This window comes from Flavonifractor sp. DFI.6.63, from assembly GCF_024462255.1.
GTDB classification, from domain to species: Bacteria; Bacillota; Clostridia; order Oscillospirales; family Oscillospiraceae; genus Lawsonibacter_A; species Lawsonibacter_A hominis.
In genome coordinates this window covers 1-22,197 of sequence record NZ_JANGBE010000011.1, presented here as the reverse complement: position 1 = coordinate 22,197, position 22,197 = coordinate 1, and the positions used below count along the sequence as shown (strand labels likewise).

At 51.8% G+C, this 22,197-nt stretch carries 16 protein-coding genes and 2 pseudogenes; 4 read left to right on the top strand and 14 right to left on the bottom strand.

Annotation, left to right across the window (positions count from 1 at the left end):
* Positions 1–48 precede the first annotated feature (48 nt).
* Positions 49–922, bottom strand: a pseudogene (locus NE547_RS07730) (LysR family transcriptional regulator).
* Positions 923–1,236: 314 nt separating this feature from the next.
* Between NE547_RS07730 and NE547_RS07725 the strand changes: the two are divergent.
* Complete coding sequence (locus tag NE547_RS07725) at positions 1,237–2,523, top strand: nitrate/nitrite transporter (protein WP_256175230.1); 1,287 nt, start codon at positions 1,237–1,239, stop codon at positions 2,521–2,523.
* Positions 2,524–2,580: 57 nt separating this feature from the next.
* Here NE547_RS07725 and NE547_RS07720 read toward each other — a convergent pair whose 3' ends face one another.
* From NE547_RS07720 to NE547_RS07700, 5 genes are all read right to left on the bottom strand, one after another.
* Positions 2,581–3,966: an amino acid carrier protein gene (locus tag NE547_RS07720; protein ID WP_256175229.1), complete on the bottom strand. Its 1,386-nt coding sequence runs from the start codon at positions 3,964–3,966 to the stop codon at positions 2,581–2,583.
* Positions 3,942–4,811 (bottom strand): alpha/beta fold hydrolase, encoded by an 870-nt coding sequence (locus NE547_RS07715; RefSeq protein WP_256175228.1) that lies wholly within the window; start codon positions 4,809–4,811, stop codon positions 3,942–3,944. The genes NE547_RS07720 and NE547_RS07715 overlap by 25 nt, the downstream gene beginning before the upstream one ends.
* A 47-nt stretch (positions 4,812–4,858) precedes the next feature.
* The gene (locus NE547_RS07710; protein WP_256175227.1) at positions 4,859–5,098 is read right to left on the bottom strand and encodes a hypothetical protein; all 240 of its coding nucleotides are present in this window, start codon (positions 5,096–5,098) and stop codon (positions 4,859–4,861) included.
* A 150-nt stretch (positions 5,099–5,248) separates the two neighbouring features.
* A complete protein-coding gene (locus tag NE547_RS07705) occupies positions 5,249–5,734 on the bottom strand; it encodes a GNAT family N-acetyltransferase (protein ID WP_256175226.1) in 486 nt (161 codons plus the stop codon).
* 323 nt (positions 5,735–6,057) lie between these two features.
* Positions 6,058–6,384, bottom strand: coding sequence for a helix-turn-helix domain-containing protein (locus tag NE547_RS07700; RefSeq protein ID WP_243204641.1), 327 nt, complete (start codon positions 6,382–6,384; stop codon positions 6,058–6,060).
* Positions 6,385–6,501: 117 nt separating this feature from the next.
* Between NE547_RS07700 and NE547_RS07695 the strand changes: the two genes are divergently transcribed.
* Positions 6,502–7,113 (top strand): LysE/ArgO family amino acid transporter, encoded by a 612-nt coding sequence (locus NE547_RS07695; RefSeq protein ID WP_256175225.1) that lies wholly within the window; start codon positions 6,502–6,504, stop codon positions 7,111–7,113.
* Between the two features lie 39 nt (positions 7,114–7,152).
* Positions 7,153–7,644, top strand: coding sequence for a GNAT family N-acetyltransferase (locus NE547_RS07690; RefSeq protein WP_256175224.1), 492 nt, complete (start codon positions 7,153–7,155; stop codon positions 7,642–7,644).
* Here NE547_RS07690 and NE547_RS18565 read toward each other — a convergent pair.
* The 7 genes from NE547_RS18565 to NE547_RS07660 all read right to left on the bottom strand — a co-directional run bounded on the left by NE547_RS18565 (position 7,554) and on the right by NE547_RS07660 (position 21,117).
* The gene (locus NE547_RS18565) at positions 7,554–8,588 is read right to left on the bottom strand and encodes an IS30 family transposase (protein WP_370866830.1); all 1,035 of its coding nucleotides are present in this window, start codon (positions 8,586–8,588) and stop codon (positions 7,554–7,556) included. The genes NE547_RS07690 and NE547_RS18565 overlap by 91 nt on opposite strands.
* Positions 8,589–8,831: 243 nt before the next feature.
* Positions 8,832–10,451: an alpha-glucosidase gene (locus NE547_RS07685; protein ID WP_256175223.1), complete on the bottom strand. Its 1,620-nt coding sequence runs from the start codon at positions 10,449–10,451 to the stop codon at positions 8,832–8,834.
* A gap of 5 nt (positions 10,452–10,456) precedes the next feature.
* Positions 10,457–12,091: a glycoside hydrolase family 66 protein gene (locus NE547_RS07680; protein WP_186906367.1), complete on the bottom strand. Its 1,635-nt coding sequence runs from the start codon at positions 12,089–12,091 to the stop codon at positions 10,457–10,459.
* A complete protein-coding gene (locus tag NE547_RS07675; protein ID WP_256175222.1) occupies positions 12,088–12,912 on the bottom strand; it encodes an ABC transporter permease subunit in 825 nt (274 codons plus the stop codon). The genes NE547_RS07680 and NE547_RS07675 overlap by 4 nt, the downstream gene beginning before the upstream one ends.
* A gap of 12 nt (positions 12,913–12,924) precedes the next feature.
* Entirely contained in the window at positions 12,925–13,788 is an 864-nt protein-coding gene (locus NE547_RS07670; RefSeq protein ID WP_186906366.1) for a carbohydrate ABC transporter permease, read from the bottom strand.
* A gap of 382 nt (positions 13,789–14,170) precedes the next feature.
* The gene (locus tag NE547_RS07665) at positions 14,171–15,496 is read right to left on the bottom strand and encodes an ABC transporter substrate-binding protein (protein ID WP_256175221.1); all 1,326 of its coding nucleotides are present in this window, start codon (positions 15,494–15,496) and stop codon (positions 14,171–14,173) included.
* 128 nt (positions 15,497–15,624) lie between these two features.
* Positions 15,625–21,117 carry a glycoside hydrolase family 66 protein gene (locus NE547_RS07660; RefSeq protein ID WP_256175220.1) on the bottom strand — a complete coding sequence of 1,831 codons (5,493 nt, stop codon included), beginning with the start codon at positions 21,115–21,117 and terminating at the stop codon, positions 15,625–15,627.
* Between the two features lie 117 nt (positions 21,118–21,234).
* Between NE547_RS07660 and NE547_RS07655 the strand changes: the two are divergent.
* Positions 21,235–21,804: pseudogene (locus NE547_RS07655) on the top strand (transposase); the annotation flags it as partial.
* A 91-nt stretch (positions 21,805–21,895) separates the two neighbouring features.
* Here the strand turns inward: NE547_RS07655 and NE547_RS07650 are convergent.
* A partial coding sequence (locus NE547_RS07650) for a transposase (protein WP_256175219.1) occupies positions 21,896–22,197 on the bottom strand: 302 nt, incomplete at its 5' end.

The window sequence follows — 22,197 nt, the reverse complement described above, 5'->3', positions numbered from 1 at the left end:
CCATACCCCAAGCCGGCCGGAAAGTAAAATATCCCCTTTTCATGGCCGTTATAACTTTCCCTCATGGGCCTGCTCCTGTGCGAACTCCACGAACCGCGCCGCCGCAGTACTTCGGTCCGCTCCGGCACGGGTAATGAGCGCGATGTCGATATCTACGATACCGTCCAGCAGCGCCGCGCAGGAGAGGCGGGAGTCGTGCTCAAAACGGTAGCGCCCGCCGGCGATCACGGCGATCCCCTGACCGTCGGCCACCAATTCGGCGATGAAGTCCGATCGATTGGCCACGATCTTCACCCGGGGCGCAAACCCCGCCATTGCGCAGCTCTGCCGGGTCATACGGGTCATGACGAATTCCTCGTTGAGCAGGATGAACTGTTCCTCCCGCAGCTGGGCAAAGCGCACCCCTTCCCGCCAGCGGATGCGCCCGCGGCAGAAGCAGGAAAAACTGGTCCCGCATGATCACCGTAGCCTCCAGGCCCGGCTCCGGTTCCGGCGGGATCAGCGTGGCCCCGATGTCCAGCCGCCCGGCCAGCACTTCCTCCCGGATATGGGCCGAACCATGACCGGAGACCACCAGCTCCATTTCCGGAAAGGCACGGGAAAAATCGGCGGTCAGGCGATAAAACAGGATCTGTCCCAGCCCGTACGGAATCCCGAAGTGCAGCCGGCCCCGGTTGCGGCTGTTAGCCTCGTCCACCGCCCCCAGCAGGTCGTTGTATTCCCGGATCAGCTGCTGTCCCCGTTCAAAAAGCACCCGTCCCACATCGGTCGGCTCACTGCGCTTGTCCCCCTGGACAAGCAGCTTGGCCCCCAGCTCCTCCTCCAGATGCTTGACCGCCTTGCTCAGGGCGGGCTGGGAGAGATAGAGCTGCTTGGCCGCAGCGGAATAGGTGCCGCTTTTGACGATCTGAATAAAATACATCAGCTGTCTGATTTCCATCAAACCTACGCCTCCCGTTCCCTTGTTTTTGTTATTCTACCACAAATGCGGCCGGTCTGAAAAGACCTGCACACACTTCAGCGGTATCTCCCCCAATCCCCTGCGGCCCAAGGACTATAACCTTTCGTTCTGACGGATATGAATCATCGGTATAAGCAAAATGTCCTTTGGGGGTTGACCTTTTACAGGATTTCCTGCTATTCTTACCCTGCGTTGAGGGACGCGGCTGCAAAACAGACTGCCGGCGGGTGCATTGAGAGAACCCACCGGCAGGATATGCTGAGGAGGAAATCGTCTTGACGGAACAAAACACAGCGACTGCCAGCAAGCAGAACAACAAAGCCAACAGTTTCGGCGGCTGGGGCTGGAGCATGATCTTCATGTGCATGATCGCCTATTTTATCGGCGGCGGCATCAACACAGACGGCCTGAACATCTTTGTAGGCGCTTTGAGCGGCGCCCGCGGCTGGGACCGGGCCGCCATGCTCTCCTGGTCCACCTACGGCGGCTGGATCGCCATCCTCTTTACCTTCATCTTCGGCCATATCATCGTGAAAAAGGGCGCTAAGGTAGTCTTTGTCGGTACGCTGTTCCTCACTGCCATTGCCATTTACTTCTACGGTCATACGCAAAATTTTGCCGTCTACGCTATTTCGGTCGCCGCCTGCTCCATCCTGAGCGCGGGCTACTCCCTGACCGCGCCCAACACCATTCAGGCCAACTGGTTCCCCCGCAAAAAGGGCCTGGCCCTGGGCTGGTCTACCATCGGCTATCCGCTTTGCACCATGATCTTTCCCTTTGTCACCAACTTCCTGATGGGGAACTTCGGCGTAGAGTCCATGTTTACCGCCATCGCGGTTTTTGTACTGATCTTTGCCGTCATCTCCATCTTCTGGTGCAAAAACACCCCGGAAGAGGTGGGCTGCGCCCCCGACAACGACCCGCTGAGCGCCGAGGAAATCAAGGCCAGTCAGGCCGCCGCCAGAGCCTACAAGAGTCCCTGGACCATAAAGCGGCTGCTCAAAACGCCCCAGACCTGGCTGATCGGCATCGGCATGGGTCTTCTTTGGATGGTCACCGTCGCCATCGTCAGTCAGCTGGTCTCCCGCCTGATGGGCGCGGGCTATGAGCGCACCGCCGCCGTCGGCATGCTCTCCGTCATGGGCTTCTTCGGCATCTTCGGCTCCTACATCTGGGGCTTCATCGACCTGAAGATCGGGACCAGGAAGGCGACCTATATCTACGCCGCCTGGTATGCCGTGGCCCTGCTGCTGCTCATCTTCATGGCGAACACCGTTACGATTTATCTTGGGGTCTTCATGGTAGGCATCTCCGTGGGCGGCATCTGCAATCTGATCCCCTCCATGATCGGCTCGGTCTTCGGCCGCTACGACTTTGCCGCCGCCAGCCGCTTTATCTCCGCCGTCACCAAGGGCATCTGCGCCTGCGCCTATCTGTATAACGCACAAAGCCTCAAGCTCACCGGCAGCCTGACGGCCGGGTATGTGGGGCTCATCGTTCTCTGCGGTGTGGCCGCCCTGCTGGTCTTCCTCATCAAGCCCGTTGTAAAGCCTCAGAACTGAATTTTCTTCCAAAAGGGCCCCGTTCTCCAAGTGGAGAACGGGGCCCTCCGTCTGTTGTCAGCGGTCCACCAGGGGAATCTCCGTCCGGTCGGTCTCCTCCAGGTGGTTCAGGTAATAGTTCGTCTCTCTGGCGGTCACACCGGATAGGAGCAGTACGGCGATCAGGTTTGGAATGGCCATCAATGCGTTGAGGATGTCCGCGATGGTCCACACTAGGTCCAGCGCCAGCACCGGGCCGACTACCACCACGGCCACAAACAAAAGCTTATAGGGCAGCAGCGCCTTCTTTCCCCACAGGTACTGGGCGCAGCGCTCTCCATAGTAGGACCAGCCCAGGATGGTGGACCAGGCAAAGGTAATGATGCCCACCACCAGAATGATGGGTCCCAGCACAGGGATCTGACTGAAGGCCGCGGTGGTGAGCTGGCCGCCGTCAGCGATGGTGTCCATATTGATCTCCGGATTTTTCATGATCGTGGAGACCAGCACCAGGCCGGTCATAAGACAGACCACCACCGTATCCCAAAAGGTTCCGGTGGCGGAGACCAGGGCCTGCCACACCGGGTTGCGGGTCTGGGCGGCGGAGGCCACCAGCGGAGCCGACCCCATGCCGGACTCGTTGGAAAAGAGTCCCCGGGCCACGCCGAAGCGCAGGGCGATCATCACGCCCTGCCCCACCAGGCCGCCTGCGACCGCACCGGGGGTAAAGGCCAGGCGCAGGATCGCGCCCACGGCCGGAAGGATAAAATCATAGTTGATGCCCAGGATAATGACGCATCCCAGCACATAGAATACCGCCATCAGGGGCACCAGCTTCTCGCATACACGGGCAATGGACTGGATGCCGCCGATGATGACGATACCGGTAAGGATCCCCCCCACGACGCCCACCGCGATGGGCGGGATATTCAGGGGGACGTTGTTTTCGATGACCTCCGCGATGGCGTTGATCTGGGTGCCGCAGCCGATGCCGAAAGAGGCCAGCGCGGCCAGCGCGGCGAACAGCACCCCAAGCCACTTCATATTCAGCCCGCGTTCCAGGGCATACATGGCGCCGCCCTGCATCTTGCCGTCCGGAGTGCGTACCCGGTATTTGACGGCGATGAAGGATTCGGCGTATTTGGTAGCGATGCCGAACACCCCCGCGATCCAGCACCAGAACACCGCGCCCGGCCCGCCCAGAAAGATAGCGGTGCCCACGCCGATGATGTTGCCGGTGCCGATGGTGGAGGCCAGGGCGGTGGTGAGGGCCTGGAACTGGCTCACATCGCCGGGGGAATCCGGGTCCTTCGTCACGGACAGCTTGATGCCGGTAAGGGTTTTGCGCTGGATGAACCCGGTGCGCAACGTCATAAACAGGTGGGTCCCCAGCAGCAGGACGATCATGGGGATCCCCCATACGAAATCATCCAGCCAGGTCATGATCTGTGAAAACTGCTCCATTGCTTCTGTCTTCCTCTCTCTGATTCGTCCGAGGAATGCGCGCCCTCCGAAAGCTGCCGGAGAAACCGGTCGATGATCCGGTTCATCGCTTCCGGCTGGTCCACGTTGGCGTTATGCGCCGCGCCCGGAATGAGGAACAAGGGGTGGCCTTCCGCCCGGTGCCACGCTTCGTTATAGGCCCTGACCTTTCCCGTCCGGTCGTGCTCCCCCACGGTCAGCCAGATCGGCCCGCAGGGGGATGTATCCCGTATCTCGGGGATGAACCCGGCAAAACCAAGGTACATTAGCCGGCACAGCTCGTCCTTGGAGTATCCCTGGAGCATTTGGAGCATATTCTCCCTGCCCCGCCGGGTCCTGCCGCACATGCGCGCCATGGAAGCGCGCAGCAGCCTGTCCGGAAAAAGCCGAAACATCCATCGTGTCTGCTTCAGCCAGAAAAGGTCGGACGGGCTGTAATACCGGCTTCCATACGGACAGGTACCGATTGTGATCAGCCCCTTGACCCGTTCGGGTGCGCAGGCGAGCAGCGACTGAGCCACAAATCCGCCCGCCGACTGCCCGATCAGCACTGCCGTCCCGATTTCTTCCCGGTCCAGGATCGTTTGAAGCTCTTCCGCCAAATGTCCGTAGGAAAAGTCCTGGTAGGGCCTTGACTTCCCGTGGGCCGGCGCGTCCCACGTGAGCACGGTATGTCTGCCTGAAAAGTGTTGGATCTGGCCGTCAAACAGGCGGTGATCCGCCGTCAGACCCGGCAGGAAAACCAAGTTCTCCCTCTCCGGGCGCACGCATTTTTCGATCCAGTAATAGGTCCTGCCCCGTTCCGATACGACCGACCGCTCTTCCATTTCCCACGCCGTCCCCCTTCCGTCCGCTATTGTCCGCTTTGCTCCATTCACTTTTTCAGCTGTCCGGCCATGGCGGAGCTGCCGCGCTCCTCCTGCCGTCCCTGCTGCTCCAGGTAGCGGCGTACGGCTTTCTTGCCCGCGGACCGGTTCTCCCGGCGCTTCTTGAAGTCAGAACGCTTCTCCCGGTAGCCGCATACGCAGGCGAACATCTGCTTTTCTCCCTCGCCCGCCAGGCGGGCGGCAAATCGCCGCGTTTCCCCTGCAAAAACGCTCTCCCGCTCCTCCACTAAAACCGCTTCCATACAAAATATGGGCGATTGCGAAAAGCAAAGGAAACAGTAGCACACCTAATGAAATGTTCCGAAGAATCAAAGCGCAAAAATGTGTGTAAAAAGTTCCGGAGCAGGCATTGGAAAAGGGTACCCTTTCCGTAAAAATCACTCGTTTCTGCCTGCGGCAGATAAAGAAATGTATTCTTTAAATATTCCCTCTTGACGCATGCCCAATTTTCGGCAAAGCCGCTGAGAACTTGTATGATAGTCTTCAACATAAGCATCGATGCGCCGGGCATGCATTTGTTTGAACAGGAAATCCATATCTGCTTTTGCAGCCTCACAAGCATAACCCGGCCCGCAGTAATCAGAACGGAAATTCCAGCACACGCTGAAGGCATCCTTTTCCCGCCGGCCAAACACGGTACCTATAAATGCATCTGTTTCCTTCAAACATACCGCCAGTTCCGAATCATCCTTTTGACTCTGTTTCTTTTGGATCTCATCGCCCGCTTCTTCAATACTATCCAGCTTTTCGCCAACAAAACAATGTACTTTAGGATGTGCAAAGAGCTGGAAATATGCTTCGGCATCCTGTTCACAAAATGGCCTGATAACCAATCGGTCGGTATAGAGCTTGATCGCTCCCATTTTTGTTTTCTCCAAATCCGGATTCATCAACGTCTTCGATATCCCTATCATATTGCTTGAATCTGAATCCTTTTGCCCTTTTCCCGCCTTTTATGGAATAGCACCGTCACCCACTCTTGCCAATAGTCAGATAGCTCTTTGCGTTATTTTCTATGATACGGAAAAGCGAACGTGTTGGCAATACGAAAGATACGCGCCCATACCGTTTCCCCCGGGGCATGCCCCGCATACAAAGCCCGCGGCGCCCTGAGACCGCTGACCACCGCAGGCTTTTAGCCTGCGGCGGTCAGCTTCGGTCCGATCCGGCGCAGGGCGGACGCCCGCTACAGCGCGATGCTCCAATTCCCCAGGGCATCCAGGATGGGGATCAGCTGCTCACAGCGGCGCGTGGCCTGGTACTCCACCCGCACAGGCACTTCAAGATACTCCCGGCGAAGAATGAGCCCGTCGCTTTCCAGCTCACGCAAGGCGTTGGCCAATACGGTATTGGACACGCCGTCCAGGCTCTTTTTCAGACGGTTATAGCGCGTAGGTCCGTTGTTGTGGAGCGAGCAGAGGATCTGCATCTTCCATTTCCCCCCAATGAGCTCCAAGGCCCGGTTCAGGGGACAGGCATCCATACAGGGGCAATTCTCATGGGTCGGCTCCAAGGTCAGTTCCTCCTTACCTGGTACGGAATTTCTGCGTTCTTGTCAGAATCACCTGTCGGTACTATAATCATACCAGGTAGCAAGAAAAAAGAAAAGTCTTTTTCAGGAGGAATCGTCATGCCGCCTTATCTCCAGGGCCTGGCCATCGGACTGGCCTACGTGGCCCCCATTGGGATGCAGAATCTGTTTGTCATCAACTCCGCCCTGACCCAGCCCCGACGGCGGGCCTTGCTCACCGCCCTGATCGTGGTGTTTTTTGATGTGACTCTGGCGCTGGCCTGCTTTTTCGGCATCGGCGCGCTGATGGAGCGCTTTACCTGGCTGCAGCTTATCATCCTGCTGGCGGGCGGAGCCACCGTGGTGTGGATCGGCGTCGGCCTGCTGCGTGACAAGCCCACCATGGATCAGACGGTAGAGGTGAACGTCCCGCTGCCGCGGGTGGCCGCCAAGGCCTGCGTGGTCACCTGGTTTAACCCGCAGGCCCTGATCGACGGCACCATGCTCTTCGGCGGCTTCCGGGCGGGCAATCCCGGCGCGGTCAGCTCCCAGCTGATCCTGGGCTCCTCCACCGCTTCCTTTCTGTGGTTCTTCGGCGTCACTATCCTCATTTCCTGCTTCTCCGCCCGGTTCAACGATAAGATCCTGCGCGTCATCAACATCGTGTGCGGCTGTATCATCATTTTCTACGGTCTCAAGCTGATCCTGCGTTTTTTCCAGCTGATTCTGTAACGTGTTGTAACATACATATGGAAAGGAGCACGCTGCTATATGAACGAGCTTTCTATCCGTCACGCCGAACCCGGAGACTTGGATCCCCTGATGAAGATCGAAACGGACAGCTTTCCGCCAGCAGAGGCGGCCTCCTGCGCTACGCTTGCATACCGCATATCCGATCTTGCAGAGTGGTTTCTGGTGGGCATGCTGGATGGCGTGCCTGTGGGCTTTTTGAATGGGTTGACCACACGGAAAACATTTATTGAGGATGACATTTTCGAGCCTGGAAATTCTGATCCCGATGGGAAGACTCTGGCTATTCTCAGTTTGGCCGTGTCCCCCGACTTTCGGTGCAAGGGCTTGGCGGCCGCCCTCCTGAACTCCTGTCTGGAGACCGCCCGCCAACGCGGATTGGAGCGTGTGGTGCTCACCTGCAAGGACCACCTGATCCACTATTACCAGCGCTTCGGCTTTATGGAACACGGAATTTCCCGGTCCGTACATGGTGGCGCCGTGTGGCATGACATGGAGTGCAGGCTTCTGTAACGGCGCCTCGCAAAACGCCAAAGGTGAATTGTCAAGTCAAGTGCAGCAGCAGGCCCCAAAAGACTGCAAAGGGGGAGCGTCAGGCAAGGCATTTTTGCGCACGGAGGTTCAGTAAGGCAATAATGCTGTCGATCTGCTCGTCTGAAGCCGGGCCCATATCGGATCCCTTGGGCGGTCATTCTCTTGATTCGACCGTTGGGGTTCTCGTTCGCGCCGCACTGCCAGGGGGCGTGCGGGTCCGCAAAATAAAATGGAACCGTTCCGGCTGCCGCGGAGAGCTCCCGGTACAGCGCGAATCCAGACCCGCGGTCCGGCGTGATGCTTTTTATCCGATCCGGCGGCAGAAGGATGAGCAGAAGGATCATCGTGTCACGGGCGGACCGGGCCGACCTGTCAGGCAGCTTTGCGGCCGGCGTAAACCGGGACTTGCGGTCTACCACGGACAAAAGGCAGCTTCCTCTTTCTGCTCCGGCTGGCTGCTCGTTTGTTTTCCTCAAACAGTCCGGCGTGGACGGCGCGGCAGATGGACGCATAGCTGCGCTGCAGCGGAGTCTTCTCCTGCTTGAGCCGATTCGATATCTCATCAGGAGGCCAGTGTGCCTCCGGAAACAGCCTGCGGATGTGCTCCCGCTTCTCGGGCGCGCACAGAATATGCTTTTGCCCGCAGAGAAGGCGCCTCTTCCCGTAGCAACGCTGCGCTTTTGACGGACTGTACGGTTGCTTCTCGGCTTGTTTCTTGACCGCTCCCGGCTGAGCGTTGCTGAAGCCCGGCCAATTTCCTGGGCGATCCTCCGAAGGCTCCGCCCCTCCCCCTTTATCAGGGATCGCTTTTCTCGTTCTTCTATGCTAAGATGCCTGTAGTGGCTCACGTCCAGGCTCCTTTCTGGTTGTCCGCAAACACCATTGTGGGAGTTTCCCTGGCTTGAGTCACTTTTTTGTTGCATTTGTATCGTATATTTAAGGCATTGCCGCGTAATTCAACGCGTGCGGATTGGCGCGAAAATTTGTGCCGCAAAAAGGCGCAAAACCGCAGGAATACTTTGTGTATTGCAAAGTTTTGCAACGCATTTGTGGGGCAAATTGGCCGCCAAGACGTGCGTGGGGAATTGTGCGGTGTTGCCCTAAGTATAGAAATGGAGCAGCGCCTATCTGCCTCATTTTTTATAAAAAGGGGAAAAACCTATATGTTATAGATCTGTCGCAACAATAAAGCCATATGGAGAGAGGACATTTTGGGAGGCCCCTTCTGAAAGGAGAATTTCTCCAAGCCCTTCTTTGGATAAAGCTACATCCTCTGTACTGAAATTACACCAGATAGAGATGGTTTTGCCTTCATAGGTTCGTTGATATGCGAAAAGCTGCGGATGCTCCGGCAAAAGGAGCTGGAAATCCCCCCATTTCAGAATCTCGCTGGCGTTTCGCAGAGCGATCAATTTTCGGTAGAGGTGAAGGATCGACCCTTCATCCTCCATGGCGCCTTCCACGTTGATGCCGGGATAGTTGGGATTTACCTCGATCCACGGCACTCCGGCGGTGAAACCGGCGTTGGCCGTGCCGTCCCACTGCATGGGGGTGCGGGCGTTGTCCCGGCCCTTCTTCCGGATGCCGTTCCAAGCCCAGGCTGTACGGCCGGCCTTCTCCGCTTCCTTCAGCAGGCTCAGGCTCTCAATGTCCCGGAGCTGTTCTACCCGTTCAAAGGGCATGTTTGTCATGCCGATCTCCTCGCCCTGGTACAAAAACGGCGTGCCCCGCAGCAGATACATGGCCACGGCCAGCATCTTGGCGCTGTGGACTCGCAGCTCTTCGCTCTCCGTGGAGCCAAAGCGGGACACGATCCGGGGCTGGTCGTGATTGCCCCAGAACAGGGTATTCCAGTCAATGGCCTGCTGCCACGCGGAGATGATCTCTTTAAATTTCATCAGGTCGAAGGGGATAGCGTCCCACTTGCTGCCCGCGCCGTCCATATCCATAATGTCGAACTGGAAGAGAAGGTCCAGTTCCCGGGCATCGCCCACCACAGAGTTGGCGTTGCGAGTATTCACAAAGCTGGTCTCCCCCACGCACATGCACTCCCGCCCATCCAAGCACGCTTGGCGCATCTCCCGCAGGTATTCGTGGAGCTTGGGCTGGAAGGCGAAATACTCCGGGGTGAACACATATCCGTCACCCGGGCCGTCGGGCAGGGCCGGATGCTTGGCGATGATACTGATCACATCCATGCGGAACCCGTCCACGCCCTTATCAAACCAGCGGTTCATCATATGGAAGACATCCCGCCGCATATTTTCGTTTTCCCAGTTCAAATCGGGCTGCTTTTCGGAAAAGAGGTGGAGATACCACTGGTCGGTCTGCTCGTCATAGCTCCAGGCGGAGGGGGCGAAAAAGGACGCCCAGTTGTTTGGCTCCCTTCCGTCTTTCCCATCCCGCCAGATGTAGTAATCCCGATAGGGATTCGTCTTGTCCTTCCGGGACTCAATGAACCATTTATGCTCGTCGGAGGAGTGGTTTACCACCAGGTCCATAATCAGCTTGATATCCCGCCGGTGAAGGCCCTCCAGCAGCGCGTCAAAGTCCTCCATGGTGCCGAATTCTTCCATAATCTTCTCATAGTCCCGGATATCATAGCCCATATCGGCGTTGGGCGAGTCGTAAATCGGGCAGAGCCACACCGCACCGATGCCCAGCCACTTCAGATAATCCAGCCGCCGGATAATTCCTCTCAGATCGCCGATACCGTCCCCGTTGGAGTCCTGAAAGCTGCGGGGATAGATTTGATAGAAAACGCGTTCTTTCCACCATTGATTCACCTGATTTATCCTCCTTCAACGACAATAACGCCGCATCGAAGCACTTGAACTTCTGCACATACCGCTAAACCCTGTTCCGTCTTTAAAAGTTGATAGGGCAGATGTCTGCGCTGTCCGTGCACTTGATCTGGAGAGGCAAACCAAACATCGTTTGGTTTGCTCATAACTTGAACCTGCATGGTCACAGTTTCCATTTTGCAGGGCTTAATTTTCCCCTCATTCCAAAGGGAATTGTTGTTAAGTAAATTAACGATGTAAATTGCTTTTCTTTTGCGATTCTGGCGGAGGTGAAACCATATCTTTCCGTCTTCGCCGTCAGCACTTCCTTCTGGAGAAAAAGCATATTCGTGATTATCCCAGCCTTGGTGCGTCATGCTGACATCTTCCATTGTGTCATCCATTAAGAGTGTTTCATACTGTACAAAAAAATCCTGGTAGACGCGTATCCATTCCAACTGCTCATCATTTAGCTTAGTATAGTCAACATAGTATCCTTGCGTTATTACTGCATTTTCCTCGCCAAAAAAGAGCTGGGTTGCGCCATACATTCCAATTACAAACGAGAGAAACAATTGGCATTCCAAGGCTCGTTCCGGGGCGTCCGTACGAAAAGGTGCTGGGTATGCGGCTAAAACAACTGGTTTTCGGCTGTTTCGAGCTTCTGAGATCAAGGCCCCCAGATGCCGGTAGCGGGTGCAAGGAGGCCATACTTCGATATAGACAGCTTGCTGACTGGTGAGCATTGTACGTGATGCAGGCCACCCCCCCACATTGTTGAACATTAGAAAAGGCGTCTTCCGTGACTCTGTGGAGATTAGATGTGCGCTTTCAATCAGCTTCGGGAATTCGTCACAAAGATATATAGCACGGCCTTGGCTATCAAAGGCAAATTTAGGCGCGCCATATGTGTCCATATGGATTCCATCAAATCCGACATCGTTTATCGCATGTTGATATTGCTCCAAAATATGGTTATGCCAACCTGCTTCCCGCTCTAAGTTCATAATGTAAAATGTATTGATAAAGCAAATCGGCTCTCCTGCGCCGTTGTACAAGCTCTGATCGGGATGTCGCTTTTGATAGGCTTCGGAAGCGGCATAAACCGCACCATACGCAAGGGTCAGCATACCATGCGACCGGCATTGCTGTATTTTCTTACGGATGATAGTCAAATTATTGTGCTTGCCCATCATATCGGTATAGTCCGGTGTAGGCGAAACGAAATCATCATGGCGATACGACCAGTCATAAAATTGAACCGCATTGATATGCATACGGGCCATGGCCTCAATATCTGTATCTTGCCCATTCTCTGGAGTAAAGTCACAAAGGAAGCCATACCGAATTACCTTACCGGCAGGGGCAACATCAAATGCTGTAAAACAGGTGGCTAACGTCACACCGTTGATGCAAAACTGCGCCTTCACACCATACCCACCCGGGCCAAAGCGGTGTTCAGAAATTGTAACAATGGGCATGCCTTCTTCAATGGCAGCAGAGCACTCGAAGGTCAAGCCGTCAATGGAAGAAACGTGTAACACTACATTAGTTGCGCTTCCGAGGTTTTGGATGCGAAAGGCAATTGGCATGCCTGGCTCAAAGCTGCCCCTGGTCGGGTAAAGATCAAACTTTTTATTCATCCCTTAAGCGCTCCGTCTGTCAGTCCTTGAATAAACTGCTTCTGAAAAACCAAGAAAATAATGATTACTGGTATCACAGCAATAACGGCTGTAGATGCCATGAGGTGCCACTTCGCTCCTCCAAATTGTTGAAAGAACACCGAAAGAGCTTGTGGTATGTTTTGTTTTGAACGTGATTGAAGGAAGAAAACCGCTTGAGCATAGTTATTCCATATCCCAAAACCATTGAGTATAATGAAAGATGCGGTTGCAGGCTTGATCGCAGGAAAAATCACACGCCAAAAGGTTGAGAAACCTGTACAGCCATCCAGCGCGGCTGCCTCATCCAATTCTTTGGGAAGCGCACGTATAAACGTTGCGTAAATAAAAACCGCCGATGGCAAAGCTAATGTAGAACAAACAAGAATCATTCCCCAAAGCGTATTGACTGCATTTATTTTTCGCATGAGTGTATAGAGCGGAACCGTGTTAATTATTCCAGGAATCATCATACACGACAGTAACAGTCCAAATACAAACTTGTTGTAGCGCGTATTGTGGCGTGCTATTGCATATCCGGCTAACCCTCCCGTCATGATAGTCAACCCTAGCGTGCCAGCAGTAATGATAGCTGAATTGAGCATTGCCATCCCGATTTTAGATTTACTCCATGCATCTATAAAATTCTGCCAACAGAAATCAGGCACAAAAATGTTGCCCTCATAAAAGACCCGTTCAGGGGAATTCAAAGCAAGCACCAGCAAAACATAAAACGGAATTAAACACATAATGCAAATTGCAATAATGAGCAAGTACTTTATAAATTTGGAGATACCTTTCACATCGATTCCCCCTCAATCTTTTGCTCGGGTCAACCGCATTGAAATCAATACCGGAATTAGGATAATTAGAAACAGAATCATGGCAACAGCCGTAGAATATCCCGTCCGGCTGCCATAACACATCCGCATGATATAAATGCTTAGACTTTCTGTAGAGTATCCCGGGCCCCCTTCTGTTAAGGACATTATGACATCAAATACGGAGAGAGAGCCAATGATATTGGTTACTACATTGATTCGGATCGCAGGCATAAGTAGGGGGAGCGTCACATGCGCAAACCGCTGCCAAGGCGACGCCCCGTCAATGAGAGCGGCCTCTAACACATCGCTGGAAATGGATTGAAGGCCAGCCAAATAAATGATCATGGTCATACCTGCAAATTGCCATACATTCACAAGCACTAAAACGGCCAGAGCGGATGGATATGAGCTCATCCAATTTCCAATCGGATCAGGAAGTCCCAACTGTGAAAACGCATGATACAAAAAGCCGCGCCCAGGTTGAAGAAGAAAGTACCAAATATATCCCATGATCAATGGGCTGATAATTGCAGGGAGATAAATAATAACTCGTGCAATACTTTTGCCGCGAAACTTACTATTCATCAGAAAGGCATATCCCAAACCAACAAGATTTAGAAGGACAGCACTTCCAATTGCAAAGATCAATGTCGTTTTGATGTCATGCATGGCTCGTTCATCTGAGAAAAAGTCAACAAAGTTTTTTAGCCCTACAAATTTTGCCTCTCCCATTCCGTCCCAATTTGTCATGCTCATGCCTATCCCTTTTAGTAAGGGGTAGACAAAAAACACACCGAAAAGAATTAACGCTGGCAATGAAAGAAACTGAGCCCAATTGATTCGCTTTTTCTTCATAGTTGGTCTCCTTCAAAAGCAAACGGCGGACTCGGAGTCTTAAAATCATCTCTTGACCCCGAGCCCACCGTTATAAAATACTAAAAAGTGTTGTCGCGAGGCAAATTAAGGCAGATTATTTTAATGCGTACGGAACAAAGCCAAAAGCCTTGAATCCCAAGGCTCTCAAGGCCAATTGGCCTTGTTCGGGTGCAAGTTTTTTTGGCAAATGAGCCGGAAAACCTTGCACCTTCCGCTGGAGCAATACGGCGCTCCAGCGGAAATATGCATTGCAACAATGTCTCAACTTCATCAAACGGGCTATTCATAGCCCGTTTGATGAAATGATGCAGCCGTGGCCGCACGAATAAACCGCTTGGCGGTTGATTCAGTAGACATTATTTTAGGACGTAAAACCGGCATCCCAAGCCTTTTCATAGGCAATCGCAAATTCCTCTGCCGTGTACTTTCCGGCCAACAGATCCTGAACCATTCGTCCAGCGTCATCACCAGAGAATCCAGCAGGTTTTTCATTGGTATATCCAATATTCGCCGCAGATTCAATTGCACTATTGACGCCTTCGACGACAGCGGCGGGAGCCCAGTCAGCGTCTACATCAGTGAAAGCAGAAGGAGAACCGAGACTTTCCGCATACTTCTTCTGGTTTTCCGCTTGGAATAAGTACTCCAAAAAGTCTTTTGCCTCTGCCGAATAGGGAGTTTCAGCGCTAATGCTATAGCCGGAATCCTCGGCCACCAAAACCATCGGCGTACCGTCAGCCATCATAGAGGGATACGGCATAAAGCCGATTTTATCAGCCATAGAAGGATCCTTTTCAAGAATACCGGACAGGCACCACATACCATTGCTGAACATAGCAGCCTTCCCGGACACAAAAGCGTCCACACAGTTATCGCTTGTAGCAGTCAAGACATCGGCGTTCAGCAATCCCTTATCTTGAAGTTCCAAGAGCCCTGCGGCAAAGGTTGCCATAGCGCCGTTCGGATCGCCGAAATTCAGGATACTCTTGTCGTTGTTCAGCATCGCAACCTTCGCTTCGGTAGCACCGTACTTGGCCTTAATATAGCCATGAGGGATGAATTCAATCAGATGGCCCAGATGCCATGCCTCATTTCCGAAGATAAACCACGGATCCACATCAGGCTTTGCCGCCTTGAGCGCTTCCAGGTTGGCGACAAATTCTTCCCATGTATTAGCGGGTTTCAGCCCCAACTCATCAAAAATTTCCTTGTTATACCAGAATCCGGCCATAGTCATGTTGGTGCAGATTCGATACTGTTTGCCGCTGTTCACATCCGTGCAGTTTTCCCGCATGGAAGGAATTAAGCGATCCCAAATCTCATTCCAGTCAGACAGGTCCAGATACTTTCCCTGATTGACATACTCCTGTTCGTAGGTCGTCATGACAGCAGGGGCTTCACCAGAGGCAAACTTGATTTTGATGATGTTGCTCGCATCATTTTGATATTCTTGTTCCACAGTAATTCCGTTGCTTTGTGCATTATAGGCGGCAATGATTTCATCAAGCAGGTCAACTGTCTCGACCTTCCCGGTGAAAAAGACTAAATCAACATCCTTTTGCGCAGCGGGCTGGGTCGGATTGGCCCCTGGAGTCGGTGTCGGAGTTGTTTCTGCGGAGGGAGTGCAGCCGGCAAAAAGCGTCAGCATCATTGCGGCAGCGAGGAACAGAGAAATCTTCTTTTTCATTTTTACCTCTCCTTTTTCATGTTTGAATTGGTCTATCTAAGCGACAGCATACCATACCGGCATAAGGGAAAAGAGGGCGGGAGCAGATGTGACCTCCATATATGGTTTTTCTGCTCCCGCCAGGGTGCTTACACTTCGGAATTCCCGAAAAGCCAGGTCTGCATAGAAGAAGTAATGCGATAGTGGATATGAACAAGGTCGGAATCCTGCCAGCCAGAACCAGAATTATCTCCAATTGCAATGACCAGGTTTGCCCAGTCGTCCGCTCCAGCTACTCCGGTACTTGAAAGCTCCGAAAGCGGAATAACCATCTCAATCCGACCCGAGTTGGTTTCCCACTGAGGAGCAATCACGTTTGTGATCGCCCCGCTCTGTGACCAATTCCCGCCAGCGGCTGTAAACTTATGAAATACATCCGAATCGCTGGATCTCATGAATGCAAAGGCACAATCACGGCCAAGCAGGGATTGTTGCAGGCTCGTGTTGTTTGTCGCCATCGTTTGATGCTTAAAATCCTCTGAATATACAGCCACGCTGAACAAATCGTTCGGAGCTTGATAGACAGGCAGAGATTTGCCCGCCGTATCAATTCTAATGTACAGGTTGCTATCATCATTGCACAGATAAACTTTGTGGATGTCACGTGTTGCTTTCCCGGTATCCCCTATCTCATCCAGGTAATACGGAACATATGTCCACTGCCCCCAGTCAGAAACCGTATCATATGGGTCCGAGGTATTCGTACAACCACCGTTTACCGTTATTCCTTGGTATGCCCCCGCATTATATTGCTGCGGAACGATTCGCATATCGAACTGCTCATCATAGGCAAGGGCCGTCATAATGTACGCCGCACCAGTGATCGGTTCACACATCGTGCTAAGCACGGGTTTAAACGTAATATTAGATACACATTCACCCGCCGGCATATAGCCCAGAGCCGTCCTGTCAACATACCATTGAAGCCGATCATACCCTCTCTCCTGCAATGCATGGTACCCGCTGTTCAGCTCCATCATCGCGATCCACATTGTCATTTGCGGCCAAGAGGGTTCATCATCCAACGTCTCTGCTCCACCCGGATCCCAACTGTTCTTTCCTGTATAGAACGTATCTCCCTGATATCTCGCGATTCCTGTCCCGTCTCTGCTGATGGTTGCGGTTATTTTTCGATAATGGTTATATGCTCGCTTCGACGCCATGTCCAACACACCATATGTGAACAGCACATCCGAGGAGGAATCAACCGTCGTTCTCGGTGTCCCGTCAAGATTGACAGCACGGTTGTAATACCACCAATTACTGTCCCCATCTGTTGTATTATACAAGCCGGCAACTCCATCAGTCGAACTTCTCTGGATAGCGCTCCGAATTGTCCCCGCAGCACCATTATAGGAGTCAGCAAGATCCTGGAGGCCCAAATCTTTTGCCAGTTTTTGTGCCGCATCTAAGCCTGCGGCATACAACGCTTGAGTAAAAGCGTTATACTCAAACTGCTCTTCCCAAATACTACAATCTCCAGCCCCAAATCCGTTTGACTGAATCCCGTTGCAGACCAAGTCTGAGGACATTTTGTATGCAGGCCAGATTTTGTTCAGAAACGCCTGCCGAGCGGCCGCAGGCAATGCCTCGTAGTGGCGATAAACTCCAATCAAGAACATGCCAACGGAGTCATACTCAGGTTCAACAAAAGAGACAGGGCTATTGTCCCACAACCAGTAGCAGGTCCAGAAAGCGCCAGGTTGCTTCCAGTCGCCCTGATCCGACTTGATTTGTCTATCAGCCAGCCAGAGCCAGTATGCCTCGGCTTCATCCAAATGCCCAGATGCATCATACGACATCGCTGTAACGGCAGAATCACGCGCCCACACTTTATACGAATATGCAGAAGGGTTTGTTGTTGCAGGCATGGCCGCAAACTTGTGAACCGTATTCCCAGCGCTATCCTCGTATGAGCCAGGAACCGTAGACTGCTTTATCAAGACCAGAATAGAATTATAAGCGTCATTCAGTCTGCTGTCAGGCAAACTGGTCTGCTTCCCTGTACGAAGCCACGCATCATAGGCGTTTCTTGTCAGCTGAGTCCACTCAGCAGCAGTCTTTGTTCTGATTTTTGTCAAGGTCGTTTGCATTTCAGTGGCAGAGCCGCAAATTGCCGTATAGAAGCTAAACGTTTGTGTCTCATGCGCGCCCAAGGAAACGGACTTCATATATGCCGTTGAAATATCTGTTGCATTTACACTCGTATTATTTTTCAAGGTTCCATTTTGATCAAATGTAACCCACGGAGAACAGGTTGCGCTCGCGGCATTGGAATCCGCGTCGTTCGCAACCTGGAATCCATCTGCTACGCCGAAGCAGCCGTGCGCTATAACATATTGTCCCGCAGCTGTCATGTCGGTTACGATGGTGTCAGTACTTGACTGATAGCTGGATGTGATATTGGAAGTCGAGTGGTTTTCTACATGGAGCATATCAAGGATAGAGAAGTTCTGAAGTTCGCTCGTCAAATTCGTAACATCGTAAGTTACTATCATAAAATTTTCATTTGGAACAACCGAATAAGATCGCTTAACCTCAACAGGAAGAAGTCCGCCATCATAAGAGGTGTATGTTGTGTTCAACACTCCTTCTGCGTCGAAATACCCTGTGGCATCAAATTTTGAACCAGTTGTATATGATTTGTTCTCGGTATTGTTCCTTAGGAACATAGAATAGTTGCGGATCTGATTTTCATTATAGTCCCCATTCGGGGTCCCGTCATAATAACGCATCTCATAAATACCGGGGCCATCGGAAAGGGGAGCCTGCGCCGGGTTGATATCCGCAGCTTTCCAAATATAGCTTGTATCGTTCCAGTTGTTCAGATACAAAGAACGGCTACTTTCAAACAGTTCGGTCACAGTTACCTTATCCAAATTAATGAATCCACTATACTTCTCTGTAACCAGTACAACCGCTCTATGCACCCCAGCGGTCAAATATATCCCTTTCTCAACAGTTCGCCATTCATCCCAACTACTACCATTTGGGAAAGTAGTCTTCCCCCGGCTCTCACCATCTATGAAGAGTTCTCTGCTACACTCAGAATCCGTCGCATTCGCATAACTAAATATTAAACTATAGTAACCGTCCGACGGAGTAACAATATCGAAAGTAACGCTGTCGTACAAGTCGCCGTACCCATCAACGAACCCCGTCCCAGAGAAACCCGCATGATCCGTATTTGTTCCAACTCCAGAAAGAATCATGTTCTCAGCTTCTATGGTAGTAGTGGAACCCTGAGCGGCCCACTTAATGAAAACCATGTCCCAGTACTCCAATTTAGGCACAGTGAACATTATGTAGTGACCCGTTGAATCGGAGCCAAGCGTATAACTCAGATTTTCGCTCAGGCACGCGTTATAGTCCGGAGATGCAACATAGACGCCGGCGACAGTCCGATCATTTGTATAATAGTACTTGACGGAAAGATTGTTCTTAGCCGTCGGTGCAGTTGTAGCATTTCTCCAGTTGGTATCTTGTTCCGAAGTAAGGTTAATCAGATGTACTATGGAATAGTCCTCACCCTTATCCTTGGGAATAAACCAAATCTTCCCAGGCTCGCCGCTTCCAGATATTGATTCACCAGCAATGCTTAGGTTTTGTAATCCTCCATCGCCCGGAGTGACATCAGGATCATACAAAAGGTTCTCATAACCAGTGATAAAATCATAATGAGACTTCATTGCTTCCCGCAGATTGGAGGACATGGTCTTGAATGCCTTGGGGTAATAGGGATGTCCCAACATAACAGCATCGCTGTAATTATCGCTTCCGTTCGCCGCGCTTAAGCCTGTACCCATTTCAATATGGTAGGCTCCACTCGCTGCAACGGCGGCATCGGTAAGCCGGACAGATGCATCGTTAAACATGGAGACCGTCAGCTTATCCAGCTGAATATCTCCACCGGTCGAAGTCGCATCCTGTCGGATTTCAATTGAGTGATTACCTGCGGATAGATAAAGCATTTTAGGGGCAGTAAATGCATTTTCTCCAGAGAATACACCCCAACTGGGTTCTGCGGGCATCACACCAGTACGCGTCGGATCAAAGCTCACCGTCATACACGGTGCATCGTCTACAATGATTGACTTCGTGCTTCTGGTTTCAGTGCCATTCGAATAGGTCATTACCAGAGAATAATACCCTGCCTCGGGTACAGAAACAGAAAAGGTCAGACTATCCCCAATCTGGTCGAACCCAGACACATAGGTAACACCCTCCGGGTTGGTAGCAACATACACCCCATCGCCAACAGCATCTTCCGCTTGAATGGTGGTTCCGAGTGTGTCATATTGGTTCATATATGCTGCTAACACCATTGCTTTTCCATCAGAGTTGTCTCTGGACCACTCGATGAATGACTTAAGGTCATTATAGGTATTGGAGTTTTCCCAAATCTCACTGAATGAAAAATCTGTGTCAGCATATTTGGTAATATATTCGGAGGAAAACGAGTCATTCGCCGGCGTTCCACCATTGACCATATTCATAGTCACGTAGGCACCTGCTGAATATTTATTTTCCAACCCGGCTTTGATCGCGTCAACGTATCCCGGGAAGGTCTTGCCTAGGTCGACATAGTTCCCATTATAGTCATAGTAATCAATATTTCCCCAATAACTTCCCATTTGGTCAATATGGATTCCATCAAACCCCAGAAGATCTATGGCATCTTCGTATTGGTTCAGCATAAACTCCTGCCACGCCTTATTCTCAGGATTGAAAACATGCAGAACCGGTGCCGGATCACCCTCCAACGGGAAAATCAGCTGATCGATATCGTTTATTGTGCTGTTGTCAGTTTCGTCATATGAGGTATTATAGTCCTTGTTCTTATATAGGCCCCACTCTTTCTTTACTGCATAATCTTCATAATCCTCACGTGCCATATACGCCATTTGATACGCCATAGCACTTTGATTTAGTAAATGCCCAGCATTAATCCTTTGAGTTATGCTATCCTTGGAAATCGTATTTCCAAACATATCGATCCAGGAATCTGCTGCGCCAGATGGGACAACCTTTTCGTGCCGCCACATCCAATCATAATACTGAACAACATTAATGTGGTAGTCTCGAACTAATTCCTCAATAAGAGCCGTGCTTTCCTGCAAAGTTTCGCCAGCATCAAAATCTACAGAATAACCATACCGGGGAAAACGAGAAAAATCCGAGGAAACATCAATTGCCACGCTATCAAACTCTCCATTATTGAGGGAAACCTCAACAATATAGCCAGTGTAATCATTTGTTGGGCAATTCCAGGTATAGGTAATATTCGTTGTTTCGTTTGCATTCACTGAAACAGGAAGGGAATCTGTCGCGAGGCAATTTTCGAGATGATACGTCTTGAGCGTAACAACTTCAGTTGCGTTTGTGCTGGTCGGATTGCTCAGTTGAACTGTGATAATTGCCTCGCCTCCGGGGGCATAAGCCGCTTTGTCGGTGTAGACATCTTCGATTTGCAAGTTTCCATTGGTGGTAGCCATTGCATTTGATATCGGAAGCAATGTAAAGAGCATTACCGCGCATAGGAAAGTGCTTATGAGTCTTGTAAGCCGTGATGCCTTTTTCATTTTTACCCCTTCCTTTACTATTACCGTCTCACCCTTTTGGACATTCCGCCTATTCTTCAAGCACATTAATTATAGCATTTGTGTAAACTGCATTGAATTCTTTCTTTATTAGATTTTGTACTCGTTTTTTTAGGTGTCACTAATCTTGACGGGCGGAAAGATGTTCTGGGAATGTGGGTTTGGGAAAATGAAAGCGCCAAGTTCTGGGCACCGGCGCTGAATGGTCTGCGTAACCGCGGTCTGGAAGATATCTTCATTGCCTGCACGGACACTCTGACTGGATTTTCTGCTGCCATCGAGGCGGTTTTCCCCCAAACGGAGATCCAGGCCTGTATCCGAAACCCTGCCAGATACGTTTCCCGCAAGGATCTGAAGGCCCTGATGGCAGACCTGAAAGCCCTGTATGCCGCTGAGGAGGGGACCTCTGCGCCGAAAGCTCTGGGGGCGTTTGCCCAGCGGTGGGACAAGAAACACCCTGAAATTTCAATATTCTGGTCGGATAACTGGCCCGATCTGGGCATCTATTTCAAGTCTCCGCAGGAAGTTCGGAGACTGATTTATACCGCCAATGCCATTGAGGGCTTTAACCGGCAGCTTCGCAAAGTGACCAAAGCCAAGTCTGTTTTTCCGACAGACGACGGCCTCCTGAAAATGCTGTATCTGGCGATGATAAACATTACGAAAAAGTAGACTGGCAGACGCCAGGACTGGAGCATGATCCACGGGTAGTGTCAAGGATTTTGCGCAAATTGGTTTGCAGGCTCTGGAATGAATGAAGTCAGCCAGCAATGGAGGCGTCCTCAACGGCAGCCTCCAGGTGCTTCATATTCATGTACTTTTTGTTGCCCCACTGGGTGCCGGCCACATGGCGCAACCGGGCACAGACCAGCATCAGAGCAGAGTTACCGTGCGGGAAACTACCCACCACACGGGTGCGGCGGCGGATCTCCCGGTTCAGCCTCTCAATGACATTGTTGGTGCGGATGCGAGTCCAGTGTTCGCTGGGAAAATCGCAGTAGGTAAGAGTCTCCTCAATGCCATCCTCTACCTTCCTGGCAGCCTCCTTCAGTTTCATGGAAC

Coding starts and splice junctions, on each gene's coding strand:
- NE547_RS07665 (WP_256175221.1), bottom strand. CDS start 15,496: ATGAAAAAGAAGATTTCTCTGTTCCTCGCTGCCGCAATGATGCTGACG.
- NE547_RS18565 (WP_370866830.1), bottom strand. CDS start 8,588: ATGCAACAAAAAAGTGACTCAAGCCAGGGAAACTCCCACAATGGTGTT.
- NE547_RS07670 (WP_186906366.1), bottom strand. CDS start 13,788: ATGAAGAAAAAGCGAATCAATTGGGCTCAGTTTCTTTCATTGCCAGCG.
- NE547_RS07660 (WP_256175220.1), bottom strand. CDS start 21,117: ATGAAAAAGGCATCACGGCTTACAAGACTCATAAGCACTTTCCTATGC.
- NE547_RS07695 (WP_256175225.1), top strand. CDS start 6,502: ATGCCGCCTTATCTCCAGGGCCTGGCCATCGGACTGGCCTACGTGGCC.
- NE547_RS07705 (WP_256175226.1), bottom strand. CDS start 5,734: ATGGGAGCGATCAAGCTCTATACCGACCGATTGGTTATCAGGCCATTT.
- NE547_RS07690 (WP_256175224.1), top strand. CDS start 7,153: ATGAACGAGCTTTCTATCCGTCACGCCGAACCCGGAGACTTGGATCCC.
- NE547_RS07680 (WP_186906367.1), bottom strand. CDS start 12,091: ATGAATAAAAAGTTTGATCTTTACCCGACCAGGGGCAGCTTTGAGCCA.
- NE547_RS07720 (WP_256175229.1), bottom strand. CDS start 3,966: ATGGAGCAGTTTTCACAGATCATGACCTGGCTGGATGATTTCGTATGG.
- NE547_RS07715 (WP_256175228.1), bottom strand. CDS start 4,811: ATGGAAGAGCGGTCGGTCGTATCGGAACGGGGCAGGACCTATTACTGG.